The 12,952-nt window shown below is 29.4% G+C and carries 11 protein-coding genes; 7 read left to right on the top strand and 4 right to left on the bottom strand.

The annotated features are described in order from the left end of the window. Positions 1 to 156: 156 nt before the first annotated feature. The 3 genes from ACREV6_RS11440 to ACREV6_RS11430 all read right to left on the bottom strand — a co-directional run bounded on the left by ACREV6_RS11440 (position 157) and on the right by ACREV6_RS11430 (position 3,225). Positions 157 to 1,107 (bottom strand): alpha/beta hydrolase, encoded by a 951-nt coding sequence (locus ACREV6_RS11440; RefSeq protein WP_431578137.1) that lies wholly within the window; start codon positions 1,105 to 1,107, stop codon positions 157 to 159. A 53-nt stretch (positions 1,108 to 1,160) separates the two neighbouring features. Then, positions 1,161 to 1,694, bottom strand: coding sequence for a GNAT family N-acetyltransferase (locus tag ACREV6_RS11435; protein WP_431578136.1), 534 nt, complete (start codon positions 1,692 to 1,694; stop codon positions 1,161 to 1,163). Positions 1,695 to 1,845: 151 nt separating this feature from the next. Then, a complete protein-coding gene (locus tag ACREV6_RS11430; protein ID WP_431578135.1) occupies positions 1,846 to 3,225 on the bottom strand; it encodes a DnaJ domain-containing protein in 1,380 nt (459 codons plus the stop codon). A 304-nt stretch (positions 3,226 to 3,529) separates the two neighbouring features. Here ACREV6_RS11430 and ACREV6_RS11425 point away from each other — a divergent pair, with 304 nt between their 5' ends. The 4 genes from ACREV6_RS11425 (at position 3,530) to ACREV6_RS11410 (ending at position 6,854) form a co-directional block, all read left to right on the top strand. Next, positions 3,530 to 4,240: a PadR family transcriptional regulator gene (locus ACREV6_RS11425; protein ID WP_431578134.1), complete on the top strand. Its 711-nt coding sequence runs from the start codon at positions 3,530 to 3,532 to the stop codon at positions 4,238 to 4,240. Between the two features lie 88 nt (positions 4,241 to 4,328). After that, complete coding sequence (locus ACREV6_RS11420) at positions 4,329 to 5,075, top strand: ABC transporter ATP-binding protein (protein WP_431578133.1); 747 nt, start codon at positions 4,329 to 4,331, stop codon at positions 5,073 to 5,075. A 13-nt stretch (positions 5,076 to 5,088) separates the two neighbouring features. Then, on the top strand, positions 5,089 to 5,835 hold the full coding sequence (locus ACREV6_RS11415; protein WP_431578132.1) for an ABC transporter permease: 747 nt from the start codon (positions 5,089 to 5,091) through the stop codon (positions 5,833 to 5,835). Beyond that, positions 5,835 to 6,854 (top strand): ABC transporter permease, encoded by a 1,020-nt coding sequence (locus ACREV6_RS11410; RefSeq protein ID WP_431578131.1) that lies wholly within the window; start codon positions 5,835 to 5,837, stop codon positions 6,852 to 6,854. Before ACREV6_RS11415 ends, ACREV6_RS11410 begins: the two co-directional genes overlap by 1 nt. 178 nt (positions 6,855 to 7,032) lie before the next feature. Here ACREV6_RS11410 and ACREV6_RS11405 read toward each other — a convergent pair whose 3' ends face one another. Further along, positions 7,033 to 8,196, bottom strand: coding sequence for an iron-containing alcohol dehydrogenase (locus ACREV6_RS11405; protein WP_431578130.1), 1,164 nt, complete (start codon positions 8,194 to 8,196; stop codon positions 7,033 to 7,035). A gap of 307 nt (positions 8,197 to 8,503) precedes the next feature. Between ACREV6_RS11405 and ACREV6_RS11400 the strand changes: the two genes are divergently transcribed. The 3 genes from ACREV6_RS11400 to ACREV6_RS11390 all read left to right on the top strand — a co-directional run bounded on the left by ACREV6_RS11400 (position 8,504) and on the right by ACREV6_RS11390 (position 12,909). After that, entirely contained in the window at positions 8,504 to 9,247 is a 744-nt protein-coding gene (locus tag ACREV6_RS11400; RefSeq protein ID WP_431578129.1) for an HAD family hydrolase, read from the top strand. After that, the gene (locus ACREV6_RS11395; protein WP_431578128.1) at positions 9,244 to 11,334 is read left to right on the top strand and encodes an AraC family transcriptional regulator; all 2,091 of its coding nucleotides are present in this window, start codon (positions 9,244 to 9,246) and stop codon (positions 11,332 to 11,334) included. Before ACREV6_RS11400 ends, ACREV6_RS11395 begins: the two co-directional genes overlap by 4 nt. A 147-nt stretch (positions 11,335 to 11,481) precedes the next feature. Further along, positions 11,482 to 12,909, top strand: a complete 1,428-nt coding sequence (locus ACREV6_RS11390) for an MATE family efflux transporter (RefSeq protein ID WP_431578127.1) — start codon at positions 11,482 to 11,484, stop codon at positions 12,907 to 12,909. The last annotated feature ends 43 nt before the right edge of the window (positions 12,910 to 12,952 follow it).

Genomic DNA, 12,952 nt, shown 5'->3' with positions numbered 1-12,952 from the left:
TTAAATTAATTTTAACATCATATTGTGGAAAAGTAAACATATAATGTAATATTTCTTAATATATATTTCAAAACAAAAAAACCATAAGGCAGAGGTACCTACATGGTTTTATAAATCCTTATGGCATATAAAAAATAATGAGTAACTTTATATTAACTAATTTGAAATAAATTCTATACCCTCATCTAAAAATCCATCAAAATTATCAGGGTAATCATGCTCTAAATCCTTAACAACTTTAAATACATTTGGTATATTTCTCTCATTTAGCATCCTTACAAAGCTTTCAGTACAATCAAGGCAATCTTCATCTTTATCACCACAAATAATATAACCCTTAACACCTTTTGATTTGAGTTTATCTAATAAGTGCTCCCATTCATTAATTTCTGGCAACCAAGGGCCAACAAAAATAAATCCCTTTGCATTAATAAGATCTTTCAACATAGCATATAATGCTACTCTTGCACCTGCTGAAAATCCACCTATAATGATATTATCTAAATTAATGTTATATCCTTGTAAAACCTTGTCATACTCTTCTTTTAACTCATCACAACCCTTTTCAAGGTTATTCCAATAATAACCATTTGAAAATCCAATTTCAGAAGATTGAGGTAATGCTAATATATAATTGTTATCTACACATGAACTCCAATAATCCTCCGTAACTATAATATTTTCTTCATTTCCATGAAGAGCAATTAATAATGGTTGTTTTTCATTATTGGGTATATTATTAGGTTTAATTATTTTTATATCAGGCTTTGAATTTATTTTTGCTTTCGCCTCTCTATCTTTGCAAATATTAGCTAATATATCAAATTCACTATATTTCTTTAATGGATTTAAATCATCATCTGCAATCAAGTACTCATATGAATACCAATAACCCTTTTCAACAATGGCTTCCCTCATAATCTCCATTGCAATCCCCGTAAGCCCTGCTTTGCATGCAATGGAATATCTAAAATTGTATATTTGAGCTTCATTTACTTTTATTCCTATGCTGTTTTTGGAAATAAAATTGTACGCCTCTAAGTAGTCTTCTTTCATATATAAATTTAGTGTCGCATTGATAAGTTTTGTATATGTGATTTTCCCCATATGAAATGCCCCCATTTTTATTAGTTCATCTTAACTAATCTTCCACAAAAATTTCATTTAACTAGGCTCCACCATACTAATTCCTCTACTTCTCCCCCATCTGATGTTTTAACACTTTCCTTATATTTAATAAATCCATTTTTCTCTAATACTCTATGCGATGCAATATTAGTTTTTTCAGTGTCCGCTACAATTGATAAGGCTTTAGGATTTTCAAATATCCATTTTATTAATCCTTCTACGGCTTCAGTCATATATCCTTTACTTTGGTAAGATTCATTTGTACCGTAACCTATTATGACCTCACCCTTTTCATTGGGATAACCTTTTATCATAAGACTTGCTATCTCACAATTTTCTTCCTTGCATATAACAATCCATAAGGTTTCCCACAAATATTGCTCCTTATTTTCAATAACTTTTTTTAATCTATATTGAAAAGCGCCTTTAATAGATTCATTCCATATTTTATTAGTTATTTTTAAACCTAAATTTTCTTCCATTTTATTAGTAGCTTCTATATATAGTCTATAATTTTCAATATCTAATGGTATGATTTTTAGTCTTTGAGTAGTTATCTCTATCATTTATTTTCCCCCAAGTTTTTCTATTTTGTTACATGTATATTTTGACATACATTATATAGTTACATCAAGGGAAAGAATTATTATAACTAATTTTTCCATTCGGATAAAAGGTGCCACCCACGTGGCAAGTGGCATCTTGATCTTACAAAAGTTATATACTCTTACCACAACATTTTTTATATTTTTTTCCACTTCCACAGGGACATGGATCATTTCTTCCTATTTTCTCTTCTTCTCTAACAAAGGTTTCTTCTTTATCTTCCTCATAAGAGCAGTCCTCATCAAAACCAGAATCTTCTAAATCGTAATGATTTTTTATTTTATTTAAAAAACCTTTTTTATTAAATTCTTTTTCGTATTTTTTTAATAATTTCTCTGAATTTTCATCATTCAAAACAGCTTCAAAAAATTCCTCTTTGACTTTATAAAGCTCCGGATAATATTTTTTTATTTCTTTTATATCACTTATAGATTTTTCACGCTCAATTAACAAAGACATCTCAAGCATCGTACTATATTCCAGTCGGTCCTCTCTTTCTATCTCCATGGCCTCTGCTGGAACAACTTCTATTGCTATGAGAGTTACAATATCCTCCTGAAATCTATCATCTTCTGAAAAAGCCTCAAAGGGCACTTGAAATTTTTCAAATTTAATAAGTTCATTTTTTAATACTAGAATATCTTTATCTCTAGGCTTTAATCTTAAGGCCGTCTCCGCTATTGCTATAGCCTCTGCAGTCAGTCCATCACCCATAATAAATTCAGCCATTTCAACAAGACTCCATGCCACATTTTCTGTAAATTCTTCGTTTTGCATAGCAATATTTACAAGCTTCTCTAAATCCTCCATCATATCTGCCTGAGAATCTATTTCTACATCTATAAGTATAATTTTAAAATAAAGACTAGTAATATCCATTTCTTTTGAAGAACATATTTCTATAGCCTTGTTTAAAATTTTCTTAGCCTCAGTAGGTAAATCACTTATGATATATGCTTCACTAAGTCCAAACCATAATGAAATATTATCTTCATCATTTTTTATTGCTTTTTCAAAAGCTCTAATAGCTTTTCTATTGTACTTTCTTTGAAGATAAGCATAGGCTAAAGCTCCTCTAAACCCAGCATTATCAGGTTCTTTTTTTACAAGTTCTTCATATATTTTAACTGCCTTTCCACTGTTGTCGTTAGCCATATATACTTCACCTAGCAAACTTTTAGGTATTAAAAGTTCTGGCTCCCTAATTAAAATATCTTCTAAAATACTTATAGCTTTTGTTATCTCATTTTCTTCTATGTATTTCTTAGCTTGCTCAAAGTCTATGTGAATCATGTTTGGCATTGATGCAAACATATCATATTCTTTTTTCATTTTTTCATTACTTAAGGTTTCATATGCCTTTTGTATTTCCATAAATTCATTTGGGCATCTATCTGGTGGATACTTTCTTACCATCTCAAAGTATGCTTTTTTAATCTCATTTGCAGGTGCATCAAATGAACTGTTTAATATTTCGTAATAATCTTTCATTTAAATTTTCTCCTTTTGATTTCCATAAAATTATTATAATTAGTCTCCTGTATCAACTTTTATTCTTTTGTTCATATAATTTAAGGACTTTTAAAACGCCCCTAACTATAATAACATAATCCAAGCATATTATTATCAATAGTAGTTAATCTCTATTTTTTCATACAATTAAAAATATTGATCCACTGAAACGAATAATCTCTATTTTTTAAATATATTATATACAACGTTGAATAAAACTGTTGATTTTATTCAACGTTGAGTATAGAATAGATTTATACAAGGAAAGGAGTTTAAGTAAAACATGGTAAAAGCATTAATTTTATATTATTTAAATATAAAAGAAACACACGGATATGAAATTCAAAAATTCTTACAGCTAAATGGTATGGATACTTGGGCAAACATAAAAGCAGGCTCCATATACTATGCCCTAAGCAAGATGGAGAAAAGTGGTGAAATAGAGCTTGCACGCGAAGAGACCAAGGGTTCAAGAGTAAGGAAAATATATAGAATAACAGACAAAGGAAGAAAAGAGTTAAAGGTTACCCTAGAAAAAGAACTAGATAAACAATTATTGCCAGTAAATGTAGAGAAATTTATTCTACCCATCACAATAAACAGGTTAGCTAAAGAAAAAGCAATAAATATTCTGAATAATCATATTAACGACTTAAATAAAGCCTTAGATTACTGGAAACATTGGAAAAACATTAAGACAACTGGAGCTTGCTTAGAAATAGAGAGAATAGCTTTTGAAATGACCATAGTGAATTTCGAGTATTCTATAAGTTGGCACAAGGCCTTAATTAAAGAATATGATATTATAAAAAATGTTAGCCAGCAACAAGAAAAAATTATAGCAACTTTTAATTTTGATGAAGAAAGTGAAAATAAACACCTAGAAAAAATTAATGAAGAAAGAATAAGTGAACTTCGAGAAACTATTTTAAATAATCCCGATAAATCAAAAGAAGCATTAGAGAAGCTAATAAAACTAATGTCCTCTAATTAAAGATTTTTTACAGCCGGAAATTGCTGTAAAAATTTTTAAATTGTATAGTCAACATTGTATATAAAACATTTACTAAGGAGCTGGTATTGTGGAAAATTTATTAAAGGTTATAGGCTTAAATAAGAGTTATGGTGAAAATCAAGTGGTGAAAGACTTAAGTTTTGAAGTTGAAAAAGGTGAAATTTTAGGATTTTTAGGACCAAATGGGGCTGGCAAAAGTACAACTTTAAGTATGATATGCACATTAGTTGATATGGATAAAGGGAAGGTATTATTTAACAATAAAGATATAACTAATAATGAGGAAGAATTTAAAAAATCATTAGGACTTGTACCACAAGATATTGCATTATTTTCAGATTTGTCAGCATATAACAATGTAAAGTTTTTTGGCTCTTTGTACGGGATTAAAGGGCAAAAATTAAGAGATAAAACAAAACAGGCTTTAGAAGCTGTAGGTTTATGGGAAAGAAAAAATGATTATTCTGATTCATTTTCAGGAGGAATGAAAAGAAGGTTAAATATAGCCTGCTCCATCGTTCATAGCCCTAAGCTATTAATAATGGATGAGCCAACGGTAGGAATAGATCCACAGTCCAGAAATAATATCTTAGATGTTATAAAAAATTTACAAAAACAAGGAACTACAATAATTTATACATCTCACTATATGGAAGAAGTTGATACAATATGTTCGCGAATAATTATACTCGACAAGGGTGAAATAATTGAACAAGGCATTCTCAGCGTCATTAAGGAAAATTATAGGATAAAAGGATTAAATAGCTTGGAAGAAATTTTCCTTAATATAACTGGAAAGGAATTAAGAGATTAATAGGAGGTAAAGTATGCATGGATTTGGGATTTTATTTAGATATGGAATAAAAAAAAGAATAAAAGATTCCTTTTTAATAGGTTATGGAATTATATATCCATTAATATTAATAGGTTTATTTGGATATATAGCTAGCAATTATTATTCTGGAGAACAGGGAATAACTTCATTTTACTACTATACCATTGTATCTATTCCCTTTTGTACATTTTTAGGCGCAGTTTCTTTAATATATATAGCCAAAGAAGAGTGCTTAGCTAAGTGCGGGAAAAGATTTATTATAGCGCCAATAGGCAACGGTGCCATAGTATTATCAAAGATTATACCATCAACCATTGCTATGACAATTTTTAATATTATTATTATGATTATTTGTAGATTTATATTTAAAGTAGATTTTAAAGGGAATTTTATAGAATTAATCCTTTTACTAATGGTAATCGCATTCATGTCCTGTTCAATAGGTACTTTTATAGGTATTTGTACAAAGGATTTTATGGCAGTAAAAAACTTTGTAAGTATGCCAATTTTAATAATGGCAGCTCTAGGTGGATCCTTCTTCCCAATTGGTAGTTTAGGTAATGTAGTGAATATAATAAGTTATATTTCACCGCTTACATGGATAAATAGAGGGGTCTTCAATATGATGAATGACAATAGTATGACACTTTACTTTATTGCAATGCTTTTAAGCTTAATTACTGGATTGATATTTACAATATCATCAATAAAGGGCTTTAAAAAGGAGGCTTTTCTATAATGAGTATATTACTAATTCTTAAAAATGAATTTATTAGGTCATCTAAAAATAAAAAAAAGGTAATATATTCTCTATTAATACCAGTATTGGCGGTAATTGTAGCAATGGTTCTCAATGGTTTAATGAAACCATCAATTAGTATAGGATATATAGATAATAGCAAGATTGGAATTGGATCGGAATTTAAAAAAGATGCTAATGGAATTAAAGGATTAAAGATTAATGAAGCAACTTTAGTTTCCCTAAATACAAATATGATACTTGGAAAATACGCTGCTATTGTTGAATTTAAAGAGAATAGCGATATAAATGTGAAATGCTTGGATAGTTATAATAGAACTATTGTAAATGAAATAATAACTAGCTATGCTTCATCTAAGAATTTAAGCGGATTTCAAATCTTGTTAAATAATATGGGCAAGGAAGGCTTTACGGCAGCCCAAAGAGGATGTAGCTTTATATTATTGACCTTAATAATTACTTGTACCCTATCAGCATGTAACATCATAAAAGATAAAAACGAGGGTATTCTAAAGAGATATAAAATGTGCTGCTTTAAACCATACACTTATATATTGGGAATGTATGCTTATAACCTCCTCTTCGCTGGTATTCAGGTGCTTATATCAACCCTAGTATTAACATTTATACCTATAAATTTAGGAATTACATCTCTTGAATTTTTTCTAATAGGTTTAATAATATCAATAATTTCTTCTAGTTTTGCTTGTTTGTTTTCTAACCTATGTGAAAGTGAGCTACAAGCAAGTATTGGCGCCTCCTCAATTGCTATGATTATGTCACTAATTGGTGGTGCCTTCCTCCCCCTTGAAAAAATGCCTCATGGTCTAAAAATTATAAGCAATGGCACAGTAACTAAGTGGATAATTGAGCTGACAAAATCTATAGAAAATGGCTATAAGCTTATAAATATATTAACTCCAATTGTGGTTATTATTAGTTTGTGTATTGTTATGGTGTGTATCTCAACAATGCTAGGAAAAAAGAAGTTTGTATAATTAAATCATCAACTATTCATCTTCTTCGAAGTTACAATATTAACGCCTTTAGAAATCTCGTTAACATTATAAGAACTCCAAAATCTCAATAAATTTCTAAGATCTTGGAGTTCTTTATGTTTTAGACATCTTCAAAGCTTACTAGTCAGTACTAATCTACTTTTTTCATATGCCTATATTATAATGCTGCTCTAAATATATTCAATACGTCTTCTGCTTCTAAGACTCCGAAGTTTCCTAATTTACCTCTCCTTGTAGCTTGCTTTGCCATTTCTTCTAATTTTTCTTCATTGATACCAACTTCCTTTAATGAAGAAGGAATTCCTAATGAATTATAATATTCTCTTGTCTTTTCAATTGCCGCGTTGGCTATTGCATATTTATCACCATTTTCATCAATATCCCAAACATTTACTCCATATTCAACAAATTTATCTAAAGTTGAATCATTTAAAATGTATTTCATCCAATGTGGTGTTAAAATTGCAAGACCCACTCCATGAGTAATATCATAGTATGCACTTAATTCATGTTCCATTGCATGAACACTCCACTCTGTTTCTTTACCATAGCTTATGAGTCCATTTATTGCTAGACTTGAAGTCCACATTAAATTAGATCTTGCTTCATAATTTTCTGGATCTTTTAGAGCTATTGGACCATATTTTATACAAGTTTTAAGCATTCCTTCAGCCATTCTATTTTGCAAAAATGCTTCTTTTGTGCTGCTAAAGTATACTTCGAAAATGTGACTAGTTATATCTGCAGTGCCTGCTGCTGTTTGTTTTACAGGCAAGGTATAAGTGTAAGTAGGATCTAATATAGAGAACTTAGGTGCCATATCTTCGTGTCCTGTAGCTAATTTTTCCTTTGTATCAAAATTTGTAATTACAGCTCCTGCATTCATTTCAGAACCCGTAGCTGCTAGTGTTAATATAGTCGCAAGCGGAAGTACCTTTTTAATTTTACTTGGATCTAGCACTATATCCCATGCATCTCCTTCATAGTAATAACCTGCTGCTATAACCTTTGCACAATCAATGGAACTTCCGCCACCTACTGCAAGTATAAGGTCTATTTTATTTTCACGGCAAAGCTGAACACCTTTATTTACGCTGGTTACTCTTGGGTTTGGCTCTACACCTGGAAGTTCCCAAAATTTAATGTTATTAGTTTTTAATATTCCAGTAATTTTGTCATGTAATCCACTTTTTTTTATGCTACCGCCTCCGTAAACAAGCAATACCTTAGAACCGTAGTTTTTTATTTCACTAGGGAGTACATTTATCTGATCTTTACCGAAAAATACCTTAGTTGGAATTGAATAATTAAAATTTTTCATTATTAATCTCTCCTTTTCACTTTATACTTTTTACTTCTTTCATATTGGATGGACTAATTAATTTCATAACCTAATTTTTTAATTTTTTAATTTTTTAATATTTTAATTTTATTCATATTTTTTTATCTATAATTATTATTGTACTACTATAATCATTTAATGCAAGTACCCACTTTTCTAACATATAGTTACTATAACCATACCATTATTTTTCATTGACAAAATTTGAAATTAAACATAATATTTCTTTATTGGCTATAATATAAAACACAAACAACTATTTTATTATGAAGGGGTGTTTTAATAAATGAATACAATATTATTTGATCTTGATGGTACTTTACTTCCTATAGACATGGTTCTATTTGAAAAACTATATTTTGAAGAACTTTCAAAGAATTTTGCGGATATAATATCACCTGAGGAATTGGCTAAAAATATATGGAGTTCTTCTAAAATCATGGTAGAAAACACAGACTACAAAACTAATGAAGAAATATTCATGGCTGACTTTTCTACTAGAATGAATATGAAACTTCCTGCTTTGCAAAAACGTTTCGATGATTTTTACGATACAAATTTTTTAAAAATTAAAGAATATGCACAAGATATTCAATGTATAAAAGAAAGTGTTAAAACATTAAAATCAAAAGGTTATACTGTTGCACTTGCCACAAATCCTCTTTTTCCCGAAAAAGCTATTCATCATAGAATACGTTGGGCAGGCTTTGAGCCAGAAGACTTTTCATATGTTTCAACCTTTGAGAAAAATCATTATTGCAAACCTCAATTAAAGTATTATGAAGAGATATTAAAAGATATAGAAAAGAAACCTGAAGACTGCTTAATGGTAGGTAATGATGTTCAAGAAGATTTAATAGCTAAAAAACTTGGACTAAGGACATATTTAATTACAAATAATTTACTACATAGGACTAATGAGGAAATAATAACTGACTATTCAGGGGAATATGAGGATTTTTATGAATATGTAAAAGACTTGCCACTTGCCACGTGGGTGGCACCAAAGACAATAAAGGAGTTTAAATGAGAAAAGAATATATAAGTTTTATAAATGATCTGCCTATAAACATCTCCCTAGAGAGTATAACGGACTATCCAATACATTGGCATAATTCTATAGAAATAATTTTCGTGCTTGAGGGCACTGTTAATGTACTTATTGAGTCAGGAAATTATGAAGTATACGAAAGTGAAATTGAGATTGTAAATTGTGATGAAGCCCATAGAATCTATTCGGATGTAAACAATAAGGTTCTAATTTTTCACCTAGACCCTATATTTTTCGAAAAGTATTATGATGATATGAAAAATATTTATTTTTATACAAACTCCAGTGAAGAAGGCGCACAACAGGAAGAAAAGTATGATGTTCTTAGGAAATACTTATCTATTCTAGCTTGCGAAATAATCCAAAAAAGTGAAAACTTTGATGATCAAATAGAGGCTGTTTTAGTTAAGTTATTATTTCATTTAATAAACAAATTTCACTATCTTAATTATGATGAAAAAGATTTAAAAGAAAATGTAATACAATTTCAAAGGTATCATAGGATTAGAAAATACATCTATAATAATTACATGAATAAAATTAGTTTGCAGGATATAGCAAACCAAGAATATTTAAGTTCTTATTATTTATCTCATCAAATAAAAGAAATGGCTGGAACAAATTTTAGTGAACTCGTAAATATTGTACGAGTAGATGAATCTATTAAATTACTATTAGATACAGATAAAACTATCTCAGATATTTCTCTGGATGTTGGCTTTTCTCATGCTAGATATTACAATAAGAGCTTTAAAGATCACTATAATTGTACTCCCCTACAATTTAGAAAAAAATATGATATACCAGAGGAAGAATTTGATAACTTTAAAAAAATGGATACACATGATTTATCTGAAACACTGGAGTATATATCTTATTATTTAGAAGACTACGATAGGTTCAACTACACCAACAAAATTATAAAAATCCAAACAGACTCTCTGCTACCAAGCGCAAACCTAGACCATAGATGGACAGAAAAAATTAATTTAGGGCAAGCAGAAGAACTTGTTAAAGCAGGTGAACAAGGATATCTGAGATCTATTCAAGAGGCTATAGGCTTTAAAAATGGTATAGTTCAAAACTTATTTGGAAAAGAAATGAAAGTATATTTTAATGAAAATGTAAGATTTTTAAATTGGAATGAAGTTGAAAAACTATTAGAATTTTTAATGGATATATCCTTGGTACCCTTAATAATTTTGAATCAAACCTTTGAAGATAAAAGTTCTTTTATAAAGCTTTTAGAAAGCTTTATAATGTATTTTGCTGATATATATGGCATTGAAGTAGTTAAACTGTGGAAATTCCAAGCCTCCAGTGATTTATCTGTTGAGTATAAAGATATTACAAGGGAAATTTTCGAAAAATATGAATTACAGAATTTAATAGAGGATCCTTTTAATGTTCCAGAAACTATAAATACTATTTATGATTCCTCCTACATGCTTCCATATATTATTCATAATTTTATTAGTAGCAATAATAATAGCCTACTTACTCTAAAGGCTTTTGATACTGTAGAGGAAAATTCAATTTTAAATAATGAATTATTTTTTGGTTCACCGGGATTACTTACTTTAAATGGAATAAAAAAGGTTTCCTACTATGCTTATTATTTATTGTCAAAACTAGGAAATGAAGTTATAGACCAGGGTGATGGATATATTATCACAAGGCAAGATGAAGATATCCAGGTCTTACTTTACAGTTACAGCGAGGAACTTAATAGTCTAATTAAGTTAGAAGATTTACCCAAGGGAAAGGGTAGTAAAAATATAACTGAGCGAAAGATATCCTTATCCATTAAAAATTTAGTTAATGACTATAAAGTTATTAAATATGAAATTGGTGAAAATTTTGGCTCAGCTTATGATATCTGGTTACGTATGGGTAAGCCCAAAAGGCTTAGTTATGACGAATGGAAAATTTTAACTAAAATTTCCACTCCTAACGTTTCTCTATCCTATGCTAAAAAAACAGCAGTTTATAATAACATAATAAAGATAGAAGGCTATGGTTCTACACTAATAGTTCTTCAAAAAGTACAAAAACACCTATTTTAAGGTGTTTTTTTGTTATTTAAGTATTATAGAAAGTTACATGTTAGCAATTTTGTACTTCTTATCTAGCAACCCTGTGAATGCTAATATACTCATAATAGCGTAGAATAATACTATGGAAACAAAAATTTTTAAGGAGACGTGAATTTCATGACAATGGGTAACGTGGCAGAAAGCAACAAAACATTTGGCGAGGAAAAAATCGGAAAACTATTGTTAAAATTTTCTGTGCCAGCAATAATTTCACTAATGGTAGCAGAAATGTACAACATGGTGGATTCTATGTTTTTAGGTCAAGCCATAGGCGCTGATGCTATCGGTGCATTGACTATAGCCTTTCCAATCCAAAGATTATTTTTAGCTATATCTATGCTTATAGCTGTTGGTGCTTCTACCTCAGTGGCAAGAAGCTGTGGAGACGAAGATTTTGAAAATTTAAGAACTATAATACCTAATGCTATAGTTCTAATGCTTATAATGGTATCTATAATTGGTACTGGTATTTTTATTTTTCAAGATAAAATTTTAATTAGTTTAGGTGCTTCGGAAAAGATATTCCCTCTTGCAAAAGACTATGTAAGTATAATATTAATTGGTGTGCTATTTCAATCCTTTACAATAATTGCATCTTACATTATAACTGCTTTTGGTAACACTAAAATAGTTTTATTTAGTACTTCTATTGGTGCAATTTGTAATGTAATTATAGATTATTTTCTAATAAATGTATTTTCATATGGGGTAAAAGGAGCTGCTATTGCAACAGTAGTATCTCAAATTATCGGTTTTATGTATGTATTAACTGTATTTATGAAAATAAAGAAGGAGTTAAAATTTTCTATTAAATTAACTCTTAATAAAGCAGTATCAATTGGAATAGTATATGTTGGATTTTCAACATTTATAATAGAAATCTCAGATGCAGTGGTAGCTGCTATATTAAACAATTTACTATCCTCCTATGGCGGAGATTTGGCCATTGTAACAGTTGGTTTAACTACCAGAGTTTCAATGTTTTTATTTATGACAGTAATGGGCATAAGCTCAGCTATGCAACCTATAGCTGCTTATAATTATGGTGCTGGAAATTATACCAGATTAAAAGAAGTTGTTAAAACAGCTATAATTGCAGTGTCTGTAAGTTCAACTATACTGTGGGCAATATTTATGATTTTTGCAGAATCACTTATAGGTATATTTATAAATGATAGCGCTATTATAGTAGGAACAGCAAAGGCTTTTAGAACAGTTATAGCCGTATTCCCTTGCCTTGGAATATATTATTTGGCAATCTCATATTGCCAAGCTATAAATAGAGTTAAAGCTTCTTTCAAGCTATCTATTTACAGACAAATAATAGTATTTATTCCACTAGTGTATGCACTTGTAATGGGTTTAGACATGGGAGTCTTTGGAGCATGGCTAGCTTATCCCATATCCGATGTAATATCTTTTATTACAGCTGCTATATTCATTAAATACACTTATACTTCTTTAGAAATACTAGAAATGCATCAGATTTATAAGAAGAATAAGGCTAAACTTGCTAAATCTAGACTTGCTCCTGTTGGTATTTAAAAAGGATATATTCTTATAAAATTGACAACTTTTCATTAAATTA

Origin of the sequence: Clostridium sp. (assembly GCF_050717515.1) — a bacterium.
In the GTDB taxonomy this organism is placed as follows: domain Bacteria; phylum Bacillota; class Clostridia; order Clostridiales; family Clostridiaceae; genus Clostridium_AD.
The sequence above is the reverse complement of the archived record's forward strand: the minus strand, read 5'-3'. Positions and strand labels throughout refer to the sequence as shown.